This is a genomic window from Bradyrhizobium sp. R2.2-H, assembly GCF_004346455.1.
In the GTDB taxonomy this organism is placed as follows: Bacteria; Pseudomonadota; Alphaproteobacteria; order Rhizobiales; family Xanthobacteraceae; genus Bradyrhizobium; species Bradyrhizobium diversitatis.
Window position 1 is genome coordinate 391,425 of the sequence record NZ_SMBR01000005.1, and the last position, 15,798, is coordinate 407,222.

Annotated in this window: 19 protein-coding genes; 6 read left to right on the plus strand and 13 right to left on the minus strand. The window is 65.1% G+C overall.

Features of this window, described 5'->3' with window-relative positions; genetic code table 11:
- Positions 1–12 precede the first annotated feature (12 nt).
- Together EDE08_RS15955 and EDE08_RS15960 are read right to left on the minus strand one after the other, a co-directional pair.
- Complete coding sequence (locus tag EDE08_RS15955; protein WP_131869746.1) at positions 13–1,008, minus strand: glycerophosphodiester phosphodiesterase; 996 nt, start codon at positions 1,006–1,008, stop codon at positions 13–15.
- A gap of 38 nt (positions 1,009–1,046) precedes the next feature.
- On the minus strand, positions 1,047–1,841 hold the full coding sequence (locus tag EDE08_RS15960) for a L,D-transpeptidase (RefSeq protein WP_207913008.1): 795 nt from the start codon (positions 1,839–1,841) through the stop codon (positions 1,047–1,049).
- A gap of 320 nt (positions 1,842–2,161) precedes the next feature.
- Between EDE08_RS15960 and EDE08_RS15970 the strand changes: the two genes are divergently transcribed.
- Entirely contained in the window at positions 2,162–2,485 is a 324-nt protein-coding gene (locus EDE08_RS15970) for a hypothetical protein (protein ID WP_131869749.1), read from the plus strand.
- Positions 2,486–2,604: 119 nt separating this feature from the next.
- Here the strand turns inward: EDE08_RS15970 and EDE08_RS15975 are convergent, their stop codons facing one another.
- Positions 2,605–3,366: an ABC transporter permease gene (locus tag EDE08_RS15975; RefSeq protein ID WP_131869750.1), complete on the minus strand. Its 762-nt coding sequence runs from the start codon at positions 3,364–3,366 to the stop codon at positions 2,605–2,607.
- A complete protein-coding gene (locus tag EDE08_RS15980; protein ID WP_131869751.1) occupies positions 3,363–4,286 on the minus strand; it encodes an ABC transporter ATP-binding protein in 924 nt (307 codons plus the stop codon). The genes EDE08_RS15975 and EDE08_RS15980 overlap by 4 nt, the downstream gene beginning before the upstream one ends.
- Positions 4,287–4,567: 281 nt before the next feature.
- On the opposite strand from EDE08_RS15980, the gene EDE08_RS15985 reads away from it, so the two are divergent.
- Positions 4,568–5,287, plus strand: a complete 720-nt coding sequence (locus EDE08_RS15985; protein WP_131869752.1) for a hypothetical protein — start codon at positions 4,568–4,570, stop codon at positions 5,285–5,287.
- A 166-nt stretch (positions 5,288–5,453) separates the two neighbouring features.
- Here EDE08_RS15985 and EDE08_RS15995 read toward each other — a convergent pair whose 3' ends face one another.
- The gene (locus tag EDE08_RS15995; RefSeq protein ID WP_131869753.1) at positions 5,454–6,116 is read right to left on the minus strand and encodes a TetR/AcrR family transcriptional regulator; all 663 of its coding nucleotides are present in this window, start codon (positions 6,114–6,116) and stop codon (positions 5,454–5,456) included.
- Between the two features lie 316 nt (positions 6,117–6,432).
- Between EDE08_RS15995 and EDE08_RS16000 the strand changes: the two genes are divergently transcribed.
- The 3 genes from EDE08_RS16000 to EDE08_RS16010 all read left to right on the plus strand — a co-directional run bounded on the left by EDE08_RS16000 (position 6,433) and on the right by EDE08_RS16010 (position 8,132).
- Positions 6,433–6,678, plus strand: a complete 246-nt coding sequence (locus EDE08_RS16000) for a hypothetical protein (RefSeq protein ID WP_131869754.1) — start codon at positions 6,433–6,435, stop codon at positions 6,676–6,678.
- Positions 6,679–6,687: 9 nt separating this feature from the next.
- Positions 6,688–7,053 (plus strand): hypothetical protein, encoded by a 366-nt coding sequence (locus EDE08_RS16005; protein WP_131869755.1) that lies wholly within the window; start codon positions 6,688–6,690, stop codon positions 7,051–7,053.
- Positions 7,054–7,187: 134 nt separating this feature from the next.
- Complete coding sequence (locus EDE08_RS16010; protein ID WP_131869756.1) at positions 7,188–8,132, plus strand: LysM peptidoglycan-binding domain-containing protein; 945 nt, start codon at positions 7,188–7,190, stop codon at positions 8,130–8,132.
- Between the two features lie 216 nt (positions 8,133–8,348).
- Here EDE08_RS16010 and EDE08_RS16015 read toward each other — a convergent pair whose 3' ends face one another.
- Positions 8,349–9,422 (minus strand): tartrate dehydrogenase, encoded by a 1,074-nt coding sequence (locus tag EDE08_RS16015; protein ID WP_131869757.1) that lies wholly within the window; start codon positions 9,420–9,422, stop codon positions 8,349–8,351.
- A gap of 148 nt (positions 9,423–9,570) precedes the next feature.
- Between EDE08_RS16015 and EDE08_RS16020 the strand changes: the two genes are divergently transcribed.
- On the plus strand, positions 9,571–10,395 hold the full coding sequence (locus EDE08_RS16020; protein WP_131869758.1) for an aspartate dehydrogenase: 825 nt from the start codon (positions 9,571–9,573) through the stop codon (positions 10,393–10,395).
- 4 nt (positions 10,396–10,399) lie between these two features.
- Here EDE08_RS16020 and EDE08_RS16025 read toward each other — a convergent pair whose 3' ends face one another.
- The 7 genes from EDE08_RS16025 to EDE08_RS16055 form a co-directional block, all read right to left on the minus strand.
- Positions 10,400–11,704 carry a PQQ-dependent sugar dehydrogenase gene (locus tag EDE08_RS16025; RefSeq protein WP_131869759.1) on the minus strand — a complete coding sequence of 435 codons (1,305 nt, stop codon included), beginning with the start codon at positions 11,702–11,704 and terminating at the stop codon, positions 10,400–10,402.
- Between the two features lie 139 nt (positions 11,705–11,843).
- The gene (locus tag EDE08_RS16030) at positions 11,844–12,053 is read right to left on the minus strand and encodes a hypothetical protein (RefSeq protein WP_131869760.1); all 210 of its coding nucleotides are present in this window, start codon (positions 12,051–12,053) and stop codon (positions 11,844–11,846) included.
- A gap of 240 nt (positions 12,054–12,293) precedes the next feature.
- Positions 12,294–12,920 carry a methyltransferase family protein gene (locus EDE08_RS16035; RefSeq protein ID WP_131869761.1) on the minus strand — a complete coding sequence of 209 codons (627 nt, stop codon included), beginning with the start codon at positions 12,918–12,920 and terminating at the stop codon, positions 12,294–12,296.
- Positions 12,921–12,947: 27 nt separating this feature from the next.
- Positions 12,948–13,979 (minus strand): NAD-dependent epimerase/dehydratase family protein, encoded by a 1,032-nt coding sequence (locus EDE08_RS16040; RefSeq protein WP_131869762.1) that lies wholly within the window; start codon positions 13,977–13,979, stop codon positions 12,948–12,950.
- Between the two features lie 28 nt (positions 13,980–14,007).
- On the minus strand, positions 14,008–14,526 hold the full coding sequence (locus EDE08_RS16045; protein WP_165935973.1) for an Mpo1 family 2-hydroxy fatty acid dioxygenase: 519 nt from the start codon (positions 14,524–14,526) through the stop codon (positions 14,008–14,010).
- Positions 14,527–14,698: 172 nt separating this feature from the next.
- Complete coding sequence (locus EDE08_RS16050) at positions 14,699–15,364, minus strand: OmpA family protein (protein ID WP_131869764.1); 666 nt, start codon at positions 15,362–15,364, stop codon at positions 14,699–14,701.
- Positions 15,364–15,780 (minus strand): hypothetical protein, encoded by a 417-nt coding sequence (locus EDE08_RS16055; RefSeq protein WP_061877602.1) that lies wholly within the window; start codon positions 15,778–15,780, stop codon positions 15,364–15,366. Before EDE08_RS16055 ends, EDE08_RS16050 begins: the two co-directional genes overlap by 1 nt.
- Positions 15,781–15,798: the final 18 nt, after the last annotated feature.

Below are 15,798 nucleotides of genomic sequence, written 5' to 3' on the forward strand. Positions count from 1 at the left end.
ACGAGACCGGTCCTAAGGCGCTACCGGCGTCCCTGCCGGCAGCGCGATCCCCTTCCCGCCGGCGATCTGGCGCAACAGGTCCGGCCTGTCCGAGATGATCCCATCGACGCCGAGCTCGATCATGCGCGCCATGTCTTCGGGCTTGTTGACCGTCCAGACCACGACACGCAATCCGAGTTCGTGGGCCTCGGCGACCAGTGACGCGGTCACATCGCCGAAGTAAGGCGACCAGATCGCGCCGCCCGCCGCCTTGACCGTCCGTGGCAGCGAGCCGCCGTGATCGGCCGGGTTGAAACCCGCCGTCCAGTTGGTCGCCTTGTCGCGTGCCACCGTCGGGCTCGAGCCGCGCTGGAGCGTCAGGTACACGGTCGGAATCTTCGGCGCCTGCTGCTGGACGAGAAGCAGGGTTCGCCAGTCGAACGACTGAATCGTGACGCGGTCGGAGAGTTTTTCGGCCTCGATCACTCCGAGCAGCTTCGCGACGAAGGACTGCGGATCAAGCGCTTCATCCGGACGGTTCGGATCGATCTTGGTCTCGATGTTGAAGCGCACCTGCGTGTTGCCGGACTTGCGCACCAGCGCGAACAGCTCCCTCAAGGTGGGAATGCGCGTCCCCGGCAGCGCACGCTGGTCGGGGAATTGTCTTGCGTAGGCACTGTCCGGCCGGATCTGGCCGACGTCATAGGTCCTGACCTCGTCGAGCCGCAGCTTCACGAAAGGCGTGCCGGGCGGAGCGATGTAGGCTCCATCGGGCCTCCGTGCGAGATCGGGATTGAGCCCGCGCTCATGCGACAGGATGACTTCGCCGTCGGCGGTGACACCGACGTCGAGTTCCAGCGTGTCCACGCCCATCGACAGCGCATTGGCGAAGGCGGGCAGGGTGTTCTCCGGCAACAGCGCCCGCCCGCCGCGATGCGCCTCGAGATCGAAGGCCACATCAGATCCCATGGCCCGTCCCGCCATCAGAGCGCAGAGCACGATCAGAATGGTCGTGGCACGTGGCTTCATGGTGCCTCGGCCGGCGAGGGCGGCTGATGGCGGTCGCGTCAGTTCTGATAGTAATAGCCGCGCGGCTGATAATACTGCCGCGGCTGCGGCTGATAGTAGTAGCCCTGCTGGCCGTAGCCCTGGTCGTAATACGTCCGTGGCTGCTGCTGATAGACCTGCGTGTCGTAGAGCGGGCGGGTGGCCGAGCGCGGCGCCGGATAGCGCGCGCCGGTGTCGCTGCCGTCGGCCGGATAGATGTAGTTGTCGTCCTGCGGCATGTAGCGGCGCGCGGGCTGCGCCGGCGGCGCCAGGTTCACGGGGTCACCGGCGGTCGCGTATTGCTCCTCAGCCGGCTGCGGTGCACGGGCCACCGCATTGGCGTTGCGGCCGCGCGGATTGCGGGCCAGCGCCACCTGCGCCGAGCCGGTCAGCGTCACCGTGGTATTGAGCACGCCCTGCTGCTGAACCAGCGCATAGAGCGTCGAGGCATTCTGGCGCGACAGCCGCACGCAGCCATGGGAGGCGGGCGAGCCGAGCCGGCCGACCGAGTCCGTGCCGTGGATGGCGTGCCCGACCTTGGTGAAGAAGATCGCGTGCGGCATCGGCGCATCGTCGAATTCCTTGGAGTAGTGATCCTCTTCCATGCGGAAGGCGCGGAACGCGCCGTTCGGCGTCTCGCGCGAGGGGATGCCGGTCGACACCGGCCAGTGATAGCGCGCCACGCCGTCGACGGCGACGGTCATCTGCTGGTTGTCCTTGTCGACGGTGATCTCGACCTTGGCCTGCGCGGCGCCCGCGCTCAACAGCAGCGATGAGGTGAAAGCAATGAAAAACGAACGCATCTGGAAACGCATATCAATCTCGGCCTCCGGCCTGTTCACGCTAGGCGCCGCGGCTCTCCGTCCCCGGCGTGCAATATGCCTGCAATCCGGCTTTCGTTCCAGCGAGCTGCCGGCCCATCGTTAACGCGATGCCTGATCTAAGCAAGGCCGCTTCGTGCCGCGCCACGCGCGGCAGCGCTGACATTTTCGCGAGCGGAGGCGCGTTCACAACACCGACAATTCGTCACAAAGGCGCGCAACCATTCCGCCGCGCGGCGCGTTGGTGATGGCCTCTCTCGGCAGGCGGCACGTTTGCCGCCGTTTACCTCTTTACCTTCCCTGGGGACCCGAAAATGAACAAAGCCCGTCTCGCCGCTGCGCCATTGCCGGCCAGTCTGCCCGTCCGCCTGCTGTTCGCCGCCGCCATCCTGCTGGCGCTATCGTCGTTGCCGCAAGTCAGTCATGCCCAGGGCATCGTGCGCGGCGCACAGGAGGGCTCTTATGAAGGCAACCGCATCGCCGGGCCCGTGGGCGGCGCGGTCGGCGGTGTCGTCGGTGCCGGCGTTGGCGGGGCTGTCGGTGCAGTCGAGGGCGTGCTCGGCGTTCCCCACCGCCATTACCGGCACCGCTGTCGCGGATATTACGACAGCCATCACCGTTTCCGTTGTTATCGGTGAGTCGACCGTAGTCATTCCGGGGCGCCCGAAGGGCGAGCCCGGAATCCATTTGTCCACGAACTCTGCCGCACGAGGGATTCCGGGCTCGCGCTAAGCGCACCCCGGAATGACGGCGGCAATCAGTTCTTCAGCCGGTATCCGGTGCGGAAAATCCACCAGATCACGACCAGGCAGATCACCAGGAACGCCAGCGTCATACCGATGCTGACGGCCATGCTGACGTCTGCGATCTCGTAGAAGCTCCAGCGGAATCCGGAGATCAGATAGACGACCGGATTGAGCAGCGCGACCGTGCGCCAGGTCGGCGGCAGCATGTCGATGGAATAGAAGCTGCCGCCGAGGAAGGTCAGCGGCGTCACCACCAGCATCGGGATCATCTGCAGCTTTTCGAAGCCGTCGGCCCAGATGCCGATGATGAAGCCGAACAGGCTGAACGTCACCGCGGTCAGCACCAGGAAGGTCAGCATCCAGACCGGGTGCTGGATGTGCAGCGGCACGAACAGGCCGGCCGTCGCCAGGATGATGAGGCCCAGGATGATCGACTTGGTCGCGGCGGCGCCGACATAGCCGAGCACGATCTCGAAATAGGAGATCGGCGCCGACAGGATTTCGTAGATCGTGCCGGTGAATTTCGGGAAGTAGATGCCGAAGGAGGCGTTGGCGATGCTCTGGGTCAGCACCGAGAGCATGATCAGGCCCGGCACGATGAAGGTGCCGTAGCTGACGCCCTCGACCTGGCTGATGCGCGAGCCGATCGCGGCGCCGAACACCACGAAATAGAGCGAGGTCGAGACCACCGGCGAGACGATGCTTTGCAGCAGCGTGCGCCAGGTGCGCGCCATTTCAAACAGATAGATGGCGCGGATGGCGCGGTGGTTCATGACGTCCTCACGAGGTCGACGAAGATGTCCTCGAGCGACGATTGCGTCGTGTCGAGGTCGTTGAAGCGGATGCCGGCGGCGCGGAGATCGCCGAGCAGGCTGGTGATGCCGGTGCGCTCGCCCTTGGTGTCGTAGTCGTAGACCAGCGTCGCGCCGCTATCGCAGAGTTCGAGCTCGTAATGGCGAAGGCTCTCCGGCAGCGAGGCGATCTTGCCCTGCAGATGCAGCGTCAGGCGCTTCTTGCCGAGCTTCTGCATCAAGGTTGTCTTGTCCTCGATCAGCACGATCTCGCCCTTGTTGATGACGCCGATGCGGTCGGCCATCTCCTCGGCTTCCTCGATGTAGTGGGTGGTGAGGATGATGGTGACGCCGGACTGTTGAAGCCCGCGCACCACCTCCCACATGCCCTTGCGCAGCTCGACGTCGACGCCGGCGGTGGGCTCGTCCAGGAACAGGATCTGCGGCTCGTGCGACAGCGCTTTGGCGATCATCACGCGACGCTTCATGCCGCCGGAGAGCGTGATGATCTTGTTGTCCTTCTTGTCCCACAGCGAGAGGTCCTTCAGCACCTTCTCGATATGTTCGGGGTTCTTCGGTTTGCCGAACAGGCCGCGGGAGAAGCTCACGGTCGCCCACACGCTCTCGAAGGCGTCGGTGTGCAATTCCTGCGGCACGAGGCCGATCAGCGAGCGCGCCTTGCGGTAGGAGGTCTGGATGTCCTCGCCGCCCACCAAGACCTTGCCTTGGCTCGGGTTGGCGATGCCGCAGATGATCGAAATCAGCGTGGTCTTGCCGGCCCCGTTGGGGCCGAGCAGCGCAAAAATCTCGCCACGTTTGATGTCGAGATTGACGTTCTTGAGCGCCTTGAAGCCGGACCCATAGGTCTTCGACAGATTGGCGACGGAAATGATGGAAGACATGATGGCCGGCGGGCTGGGGAGGGAAAGGGGAACGTCGAACCCACTCGGAAAGGCGGGTCGGCGGAGCCCTGAAATAGGAACGCAGTCATCGGCCCGCAATTCCCCGGAGGAAAATGGTCTCAAAACAGGCCGTTCAATGGCATGTTCCGGGCAGGTGTTGCGCGATGGCCACGGCTTGCTGCGAAGATTGTCGCTCACGCGTCTCTTTGTTGCGTCTGCGAGCGGGCCGTGGCTACGATTCCGGCCAATCGCCAAGCGTATTGTCTCCAGGGAAAAAATCGATGAGACCGAACGGCCGTCACACCGCCGGCGCCCGCCAATTGTCCACACTGCGTGTGTGGGCGATGGGCCTGCTCCTGCTGTCAGCTGTTGCCATCAGCCCGACCACCGTCAAGGCCGCGCCGAGCCAGGCTGCTGTGGCAACCACGCATGTCTACCTGCTCCGTGGCGTGCTCAACATTTTCTCGCTCGGGCTCGACACGATCGGCGCCCGGCTCCAGGCGCAGGGCATCCCGGTGACCGTCGCCAACTTCGTGTCCTGGTCCTCGCTCGCAGATGAAGCGGCGGCCGCCTACAGGGCCGGCCGGCTCAAGACCATCGTCCTGGTCGGCCATTCCTCCGGCGCGACGGCGCTGCCGGACATGATCGCCAAGCTCAATCAGCTCGGCGTGCCCGTGAAGCTCGCGATCGGCCTCGATTCCGTGTTCAAGACAAAGCTCTCGACCGGCGCGGAGCGTTACATCAACATCTATATCGGCGATGGTCCCGGCGAGCCGGTGCGGGCCGCAGCGGGTTTTCGCGGCAAGCTTGACAATGTCGACGTCCGCGGCACCGGCGTCGGCCACATCTCGATCGACAAGAACGAGGCGATCCAGCGTCGTGTCATTGCCGAGATCGATGCCGCCATCATGCGGTCGCGCGCACCGGCCGCGCCGGTCGCCGAACCCGGTACGCCGCGACGGGCACGCTCGGCGGCGGCCGCCGCTCCCGCCAGGAACTGAGCTTCCTTGCGCGACGGACTCGTCGCGCAGCCACCCTTCGGCGATCGCGGGAACAGCGCGGTCGGGAAGAACGGATCGTTCTTGCCCAGACCGCAGGGAACGGCGGCGTGTGCTTGCAGAAATAGTCCTGGAAGGCGGGATAGAGGGCTTATCAGAAGCGGACGCCCTATCGCTTCCTGACCAGCGTGAGGGGACGGCTGGCCCTTTGATCGCGGGGCTTGCTCGCGGCGCTCCCGGCTTCGGGCGGGCTCAGGAAGCGGATGAGCATCGTCTTCAGATGCGCAGTGCTCTGCTTGATATCCAGCTTCGGATTGCGGATCGGCATTGCGCGCGATCCGTCGATGATCGCGATCAGGATGTTCGCCGTGGCTTCCGGGTCCAGTCCCGGATCCACCCGCCCCTGGCTTTGCGCCTGGCGCAGGAAGTCGGTCCACATGCGGCGAACCGCTTCGGTGTGCCGTTCGATGATCTTGGCGAATTCCGGATTGCGTGCGGCCTCCGCGAGGCCATCCAGATTGAGGATCTGGGCAGGACGAAACCGCAGGCTGGTTTCCTCGATGTCGGCGAGCAGCGCCTCGATCACGTCCGCGGCCGTGAGAATCTTTTCGAAACGCTCCGCCGAACGGCACAGACCCAAATCGATCATCGCCTCGATGATCGCGATCTTGCTTGGAAAGTAGTGATAGAGGTGCCCCGGACTGATCCCGGCCTCGGTGCAGATGTCGGTCGTGCTGGCGCCGCGGAAGCCGTCCCTGGTGAAGCAGCAGATCGCCGCGTCGAGGATCTCCCGGCGCTTCCGCTCATGCTTGACGGGGTCCACCTTCCTCAAGGACCGTTCTCCTTTTCGTGAGGGCCCGATTTAGCATGCCGGTCCGTCACGAGAAAATCAAAATTAGAGAGTTCCGTCTATTTATGTTGACGGGCGGCAACCGCTGGGAATAATTCATAGAGTGATCTCTCTGGTAAATGGTTCGGGGCTGAGCGGGACCATGCGCGTTCGCTGCCTCCGATGGACAGCATCCCCGGCCGGGAATCCGGCCCCGGCAACCCAGGCGAATTCAGAGCAGACGCTCACGCAATGATCCGGATGCGGTTGCCGTCGCGCCCGACTTCAACAACTTTCGTGGCCGACCAGAGTAGATGACATGACCCAAGCAACGATCCGTCCCTTGCGCCAAGATGCAGCGCGCGCCGATGCGCGTGTGTGCGCGACGAGCGCGCCCCTGTTCACGGCCGATGAGGTGTGGGGCCGAACCGACGCGGATCGTCGTTCGGCCGACGAGACGGACGACCAGGATTCGATCCTGGAATCCGGCTTCTGGATGGCGACCGTGGTCGCGTTCCTGCCCACGGTCGCGGGCTGCTTCTATCTCTTTCTGACCCAGGGATGAGGCCCTGGGATGAGGCGCGTATCGAGCGCGGCGGCCTTGTCCGCGGTCTTGACACTGTTGCTGGCGGGCTGCGGGTCGAGCGTCGATCTTCCTCCGGCGTATCAACCTCCGCAGCCGCCCAGTGCCAAGGCGGTGAAAGACGGCGTCACGAAAGCGGCTGCCGAAGCCAAGCTGAGCGGGGGATTGGAGACATCCGCCGTCCGCCATTCCGACCACGGGCCGGGATCGTATTTCGTCTGCCTGAGGCAGAGTGGCCCATCAGCCGGCAGGCGCCCCGCCTATTCGGTCTTTTTCGACGACGACACCTATAAGGGTGTCCAGACTTCGGTGATTCTCGAGGCCTGCGAAGCCGAGGTATGGACACCCTTCAATTAGATGGTTGACTCCAATGATGCCACGATGCCGCGGCGGGCGTCACGGTCCCGGTTCCGTGCCCCAAATTCCACCCAATCGGCGGTCACTAAGCGCGGTGGGGGAGCTCTGCCTCCTGTAGTGGGACTGCTGGACTGATGCTTGATCCAAGGCGAATTATCGCGCTGGCAGCGATTGCGCTGCTCGCCTTCGGCGCCGGCACGGCCGCTGCCGCACCAGCCAAGTCCAAGACCACCGCGGCCGCCCCCGCCGCGCCGCCGCCGCCTCCGCCGTTCGAGCCATTGCCGCCGCCAAAAATCTACCTGTTCCGCGGCGCCATGGGTCCGATCTTCTCGACCGGCATGGATCGGCTCGAAGAGAAACTGACCAAGGCTGGCTTCTCGGCCAACGTCTACGAATTCACCATCTGCCGGTGGATCGGCGATCGCGCCATCTCCAGCTACAAGGAATCGCCGGCGCCGATCGTGCTGATCGGCCACTCCATGGGCGGCCTGTGCTCGATCGTCATCTCCGAGATGGCGGCCAAGGAGAACATCCCGATCAGTCTCGTCATCGTCATCGATCCTGCGCATGCGACCGGCGACGTGCCGCTCAACGTCGAGCGCTTCATCAACATCTTCCTGTCCGACAGCGTGCTCGGCGGCGGCGATGTCGTGGCCGTGCCCGGCTTTCGCGGCCATTATGCCAGCTATGACCTGAAGGAAAATTCGCGCGTCAGCCACATCAACATCGAGAAGTCCGACGACATCCACCGCCAGATCATCGAGATGGTGACGCAGCTCCCGCGCATCCCGCCGCAAGCCCAGGCCGATGCTGTGCCGCTGCGCTATCTGGTGCCGGCGGACACGCTGGTCGAATTGTGGGACAGCGGCGTGCGGGTGCCGGTGCGCCGCGGCGACACCATGGAGAGCATCGCCGCAGCCAATCGCGTGCCGCTGTGGACGCTCGCGCAGAGTAATTCATTGCCGGAGAACGCGCAGCTCACCCCGGGGCAAACCATCATCGTGCCGCGTCACCTGACGCCGCCGGAGCCGACCGCCGCGATGGCTACGCCGCCGGCGGTACCGACGGCGCGGAGGTAGGGACCGTTATCTTGCCGCAGAAGGCCGTGCGCTCCCTCTCCCGCTTGCGGGGGAGGGTTGGGGAGGGGGTCTCTCCACGATCGAGAACCCCCGAGAGGAGGGAGCCCCCACCCGCCGCGCTCTGGCGCGCAATTGCGCTGCCGAGCGCGTCGACCTCCCCCGCAAGCGCAAGCGGGAGAGGTGCAGCGAGTCCTGGCCACACTCGATCCGATAAGACTAGACGTTCGATCCGTGGATCGCGTCGATCACGGCGTCCGTGACCTCCTTCGTCGTCGCCTTGCCGCCGACATCCGGCGTCAGCACGCCGGCCGCGCAGACGCGTTCGACGGCCGCCATCAGCCTCGAGGCGGCATCCTTCTCGCCGAGATGCTCGAGCATCTGCGCGCCGGTCCAGAACGTCGCGACCGGGTTGGCGATGCCCTTGCCGGTGATGTCGAAGGCCGAGCCGTGGATGGGCTCGAACATCGAGGGGAAGCGGCGCTGCGGATCGATGTTGCCGGTCGGCGCGACGCCGAGGCTCCCGGCGAGCGCGCCGGCGAGATCGGAGAGGATGTCGGCGTGGAGGTTGGTCGCCACGATGGTGTCGAGGCTCTTCGGATGCAGCGTCATGCGCACGGTCATGGCGTCGACCAGCATCTTGTCCCAACTGACGTCGGGAAATTCACCGGCAACCTCCGCCGCGATCTCGTCCCACATCACCATGCCATGGCGCTGCGCGTTCGACTTGGTCACGACGGTCAGCAGCTTGCGCGGACGCGACTGCGCGAGCTGGAATGCGTAGCGCATGATCCGCGTCACGCCGACGCGGGTGAAAACCGCCACTTCCGTGCCGACCTCCTCCGGCAGGCCCTTGTGGGCGCGGCCGCCCATGCCGGCATATTCGCCTTCCGAGTTCTCGCGCACGATCACCCAGTCGAGATCGCCGACGCCGACATTGCGCAGCGGCGAGGCGACGCCCGGCAGGATTTTTGTCGGCCGTACATTGGCGTATTGGTCGAAGCCCTGGCAGATCGGCAACCGCAGGCCCCACAGCGTGATGTGGTCGGGCACATCAGGGGCGCCGACCGCGCCGAAATAGATCGCGTCGAACTTCTTCAGCTCGGTGAGGCCGTCGGCCGGCATCATCACGCCGTGCTTCCTGTAATAGTCCGAGCCCCAGTCGAACGTGGTGACGTTGAAGGCGAGATCGCCACTGCGCTTTGCCAGAGCCTCCAGCACGCGGACACCGGCCGAGATCACCTCGGGCCCGATGCCGTCGGCGGGGATGGCTGCGATCGAATGGGTGCGCATGGGAGTGCTCCGTATCAGTGAGATTGCGGCGAGAATCACGGTCCGGGCCGCAGCGAGTCCTTGCCGGCCGCAGGGCCAATTCAATTGACGCTGGCTTATACCGAAAATGATACGCTATGACATCAATCCGGTGGGAAAGTGGGATGCGATGACCGATCAGAGGGGCCAGAGTGAGTTGCGGGTTGCCATTGCAGGGCTGGGCTCGATCGGCACCAAGATCGCGACCGCGCTCGACCACGGCATCGAAGGACTGGCGCTGTCCGCCGTCGCTGTGCGTGATCCCGCCAAGCATCAGGCTTTCCTTGACGGCCTGAAGCGTCCGCCGCAGGTTCTGTCTCTCGACCAGCTCGGCGAGGCCGCCGACCTCGTCGTCGAATGCGCGCCGAGCAGCCAGCTGCGCGCGATCGTCGAGCCGGCGGTGAAGCGCGGCAAGGCTGCGGTCGTGGTCAGCGTCGGTGGCCTGCTCGACAATTTCGATCTCGTCGATCTCGCCCGCGCCAATGGCGGCCGCATCCTCGTGCCGACCGGCGCGCTGATCGGCCTCGACGCCGTCAACGCCGCCGCGATCGGCACGATCCATTCGGTGAAGATGGTCACGCGCAAGCCGATCGACGGGCTGAAGGGCGCGCCATTCATCGTTCAGAACAGGATCGACATCGACAATCTGCGCGAGCCGCTGAAGCTGTTCGAGGGTAGCGCACGCGAAGCCGCAAAGGGCTTTCCGGCCAACGTCAATGTCGCTGTTGCGCTGTCGCTGGCAGGCATCGGGCCTGATCGCACCCAAATCCAGGTTTGGGCCGACCCGACCGTGACGCGCAACGTTCACCGCATCGAGGTCGAGGCGGATTCGGCGCGCTTCTCGATGGGCATCGAGAACATCCCGTCCGAGAATCCCAAGACCGGCCTGATCACGGCGCTATCGGTGATCGCGCTGCTCCGCAAGCAGCGCGCCACGCTGTGCGTGGGGACGTGAGCTCCTACGCCCCCGTCACGCGCCAGATCACGTTGCCGACGTCGTCGGCCATCAGCAGCGATTTCTTGTCGGGACCGATCGCGACGCCGACCGGGCGGCCGTAGGATTCTTTCTCGTCCGGGGACAGGAAGCCCGACAGGATGTCGCGCGAGGGGCCGAAGGGCTTGCCGTTCGCGAACGGGATGAACACCAGCTTGTAGCCGGACAGCTTGCTGCGATTCCACGAGCCGTGCTGGCCGATCACCATGCCGTCTCCGAAGCCGGGCAGGGTGCCCGCGGGCATCCAGCACAGGCCGAGCGAAGCCGTGTGGCCGCCGAGCGCATAGTCCGGCTGAATCGCCTTGGCGACCATCGCCGGATCCTGCGGCACGCGGTCGTCCACCGTCCTGCCCCAATAGCAATAGGGCCAGCCATAGAAGCCGCCGTCGCGCACCGACGTGAGATAATCCGGCGGGGTCTCGTCGCCGAGGCCGTCGCGCTCATTGACGACGGTCCAGAGCACATTCGTGTTCGGCTCCCATGCCAATCCAACCGGGTTGCGCAGGCCGGCACCAAAAATCCGATGCGCGCCGGCGACGAGGTCGAGCTCGTAGACCGCGGCGCGGCCTTCCTCGACCTCCATGCCCATCTCGGCGATGTTGCTGAGCGAGCCGACGCCGGCATAGAGCTTCTTGCCGTCGGGGCTTGCCAGAAGACTGCGCGTCCAGTGTCCGCCCGGCTTGAACGTGGTGAGCCGCTTGCCCGGGGCGGTGATGCGGTCGGCGTTCGCGGCGTAGGGAAAGGCCATCACGCCGTCGGTGTTGCCGACATAGAAGGTGTCGCCGACCAGCGCCATGCCGAAGGGCTGGCTGAGGTTCTCCATGAAGGCGCCGCGAACTTCAGCGATGCCGTCGCCGTCCTTGTCGCGCAGCAGCGTGATGCGGTTGGCGGAAACGCCAAGCGCCGCGGCACGCCGCATCGTCGCCTGCATCGCATAGTGGAACACGGTGCGCGGGGGGCCCGCGATCTGCGTTGCTTCCGCGATCAGCACGTCGCCATTGGGCAGCACCTCGATCCAGCGCGGGTGGTCGAGGCCGGTCGCGAACGCATTGACCTTGAGCCCGGGCGCGACGGTCGGCTTTTGGCCCTCGCGCCAGCCGCGCGCGGTCGGCATCTTCAAGGTCGGGATCGCGCCTTGCGGCTTCGCCTCGGGAATGGCCGGCTTCTCGCCCCAGGCAGGTGTTGGCTCCGTGCCCGACAGCTTTCGCCATTGCAGCGCGATGCCGCCGATGAACGCGACGAACTGCGCGAAGATGCTGGAAAACGTCATGAGAAGCCCCTGTGTGCGCGCGCATCCAACTGGCTGATGGGGCATACGTCAACCTGCGCAGCGCACCACCGGGGTCAATTCCCATGGAATGGCAGCCGATCGAATTTGCATGGGACAGGCGCGGCGTTTGCGCCGGAGATCAGCGGCCGATCTGCCGCTCCAGCCGCCGTGCCGCGCGAAAGTCATCCAGGTGCTGGATGTTTGGCGCCAGCGCGGCTTCTCTCGACAAGAGATGATACACCCGCGCGACCGTGCGCTGCTTCTGCTTGGTCCGCCCTGGCGGCAGCGCCCGCGCCTTGCGGACGGCGGCAATCGCGTGCGCGCGGAAATAATCGTAGGCGTCCGACATGGCTCGATGCTCTGCGGCTGGTAGCAGGTGTCGAGAGGGTAACGGGCGCAGGAAGCGGCGGTTCCTCAGCGCCTCGGATCGTGCGCTCGTACCCCGGACGCAGCGCAGCGCGTCTTCGTGGTGCGCTGCAGAGCCGGGGCCCATTTCACCGCCATGCGATGCCTCGCAATCTGTTGGGTCCCGGCTCTGCGCCGCAACGCTAAGGGCGTTGCAGCGCGTCCGGGACACGAGCGTGAGCCCTCACCGCGGCGACAGGAACGGAATGATCATCGGAACGCGGCGGCAATAGGCGCCGTAGGCGTCTTCGCCGAGCTCCTTGGACAGGAACACCTCTTCCATCCGGCCCTTCTGCCACATGCCGAGCGAGATCAGGATCGCGCCGAGCATCGTCGTCACCAAGCCGATCGCAACGCCGGTCACCAGCATGCCGAAGATCAGCCCCGTGTAGATGGGGTGGCGCACGATGCCGTAGGGACCAGTGTCGATGACGCGGTGGTCTTCCTTGTGGGTGATGGTGTTGGACCAGAATTTCCCGAGATGCAGCCGGCCCCACCAGGCGAAGGCAATGCCAGCGGCCGAGAGGACCGCTGCGACGGCGATGCCTGTGTTGTCGAGTACCCAGAGCGGCTTCCAGCCCATGATCTCCGCAACCCACGGCGTGTACAGGATGCCGCCGACCAGGATCGGCAGCCGATAGCGCTGCGACTCCAGCGTCATGACCTGCTTCTTGGTCCGCCCCTGCCAGAACGAGGCGCCGACCCAGCTGGCGAGAAAGGCAAGCCAAAGCAGAGCCAGAAGTTCGGTCGGCCAAGTCGTGGTCCAGCCACTCCAGGCGACAGAGAGAATCTTGCTGAAATCGAAGGACATGAAGGTTCTTTGCGTTGGGCGGAGCGATCAGCTCGCGCGCGAGGAGAGCGCGTGATGCTCGATGGCGCCGGAGGGCTGCTGGCCGTTGCGGGCGAGCAGATGGGTGATGGTTTCGCGCAAGACCGGTTCGATCGGACGCGGCGAATAGCCGAGCTCGGTGCGCGCCTTGCCGATCGAGAGGTCGCTCGCGGCGAGCGCGATGCGCACGCCCTCGGCGGTGCCGTTGGGCGGCCGGCGCGTGACGTGATCGGCGATGAATTCGAGCATGATCGCGGAGAGCTCGGCGATCTTGCCGGGCACGACGACCGGAAACTGCCGGCGGCCGCTCATCGCCGACATCATGCGCAGGATGCGACCGAGCGGAACGCAATCGCCGCCGAGAATGTAGCGCTGGCCGAGGCGGCCGCGTTCCATGGTCAGCACGAGGCCCATCGCGACGTCGCGGACGTCGACCAGGTTGACCAGGAAGTCGAGATGCGGCTGCACCTTCTTCTGGAGGAAGTACCACAGCATCGCGGTCGGCGGCGTCAGATTGTGGTCGGCAGCGCCGATCGGCATGGTCGGCGTGCCGATCACGAGCGGGAAGCCCGCGGCCGCTGCCTTTGCGGCATGATGCTCGGCGAGCGACTTCGATCTCGTATAGGCGCCGGGCATCGCATCGGCCGGTTGCAGCGCCTCTTCGGCGGGAACGCCCTTGAGGTCGGAATAGGGGAACAGGATCGATTCGGTCGAGCAGTGCAGGAAGCGCGAGACACCGCGCTTCATGGCAGCCGTGAGCACGATCTCGGTGCCGCGGCAATTCACGTCGTGAAAGTCCTGCTTGTTGGCGACCCACATGCCGGGCAGGCCGGCGAGGTGATAGACCTGATCGACACCGGCGATCGCAGCATCGACCGCGGCGCCGTCCAGCACCGAGCCGTGGACGTGTTCAACGTCGGCATTCGCTGCGGCCGGCACCCGGACATCGAGAACACGGACTCGCTGCCCGCGGGCGCGGAGCGCTTCGACGAGATGATGTCCGATGAAGCCACTGCCACCGGTAACCAGGACGAGAGCCATGCAGAAGGTTGCTGTTTCGCTTTTGGAGTTATCGGGTCGAAAGGGAATTGGCCGGAAGAGGCGCCAGAATCGCGGCAAGGTCGCGACGGAAGCCCAAGGCAATGAACAATTTTGCCATCACGAACATCGGTCCAAGCAAAAGATGCGAAGGAAAAGTGAACAAGGAGGCCTCGCGGCCCTCGAAAACCTTGTGGCCGATGGTCTGCGCGGCGAGGCCTAGCACCACCAGCGTGGCGAAAATTGCCCACATGGCCGCAGTGCTGACTTGCGCTGCGGTCGTCGTCGCAACCGAAAATAGCACGACGGAGACGGCCAGAATGCCGAGCCCGAGCGACATGTCGAGCAGCAGCCAATAGACCAATACCGGCAAGGCCAGGATCACCGCCAGGCTGACGTTGAAACCGAACAGCGGAAGCTTGACCAGCGTCAGAGGCAGCACGGCGCCGGTGAACAGCAACAAAATGCCGACCACATGCATCGCCGTGTTCCGGGGATCGCGATGGTACTCAACGTAAACGGCAAGTTGGCGCTGAAAAAAGCCACCCATTTTGGTCTCATGCTGCACGGGGTCAGGAAGGGCGAACAGAGGCTATAGCACCGGACCCGACGGTGCACAAACCGGCGCTTTTTGTCGCGCCAAGCCGTGCTGATGCGCCCCGAGACAGGCTGCAAAACGCCAGCGCTACAAAGGGTTCCGCTCGCCGCGGAACCGCGTTCGCTCAGCGCTTCTTGGCGGGTTTTTTCGCCGCAGGCGCAGGGGCCGCAGCCGGACGCGGCTCCTCCGGCAGCTTGGCATAGGTCAGGATCTGCAGCTGCCCGTTGACCGCCGAGGTCGGCTTCGCCCGGTCGAGAAATTGCTCCTCGCCGAGGCCGATCGGATGCAGCCGCTTGGTCGAGATCTTGAACGTGTTCACCAGCACGTCGCGGATCGCGTCTGCCCGCCGCTGGCTCAGGATCGCGTTGGCCTCGCGCGTCTTCGAATTGGATTCGACGTGGCCGACGATCAGGAACGTGTAGGGCAGCAGCGAGGCATGCACCAGTGCATCCGCGATCCGGCCGACGGTCTGGTAGGACGCCGGCTGGATGATCGGCGTGTCGGTGTCGAACTGGATCTGCGCATTGAAGGCCGGCAGCTTGGCGAGGTCGGGCGCGATCAGCGGCCGGTTCACGGGTCCCGGATCGTTCCTGATCCTGGTCTTGGCGCGCTCCATCACCTGCTGCTTCAGCGCGGGCAGATCGACCTCGGCGGCCTCTTCGAAATGATTCAGCTTGCTGACGATGTCGTCGCGGGTCGGCGCAGCCGTTTGCGCGCCGGCAGTGCCCGCGAGCAGGACGAAGCCCAGCGCGATGCCTGTTCGTGCGATGGCGAGCCCCGTCGCGCGCATCAGCGATACCCCGCGTCGTCGATGGCCTTCAGGCAGTTGTTGCTGATGCCCTTGGGCGTCGAGACCAGGCAGGGGACCGACTTGCTGGTCTCCTTGGTCGAGCCGCCGCAGACCTTGACGATCTCGCGCTGGCAGGCGTTCGCCACCGTGACGCGCGCGGCGACGCGCTTCTGGATGGCGTCGAACACGCCGAAATAGTCGCTCGTGCATTGCGGTGAAAGCACGTCGCGGTTGCGCGACAGGCACTCCTTCAGCCGGTTCGAATCCGGGTTGACGCCGCGGCAATTGGCGACGATTTCCGCGCCGCAGCTCGCCGCCAGCTTTCCGATCGAATCGCCAAAGCTCATGGTCTCCGCCGCCGCAAGCGACGGCATCCCCAATGCAAGCACGATCAATGTGATGGAGCCCCGGAACATGGGTTTATCTGATACGGG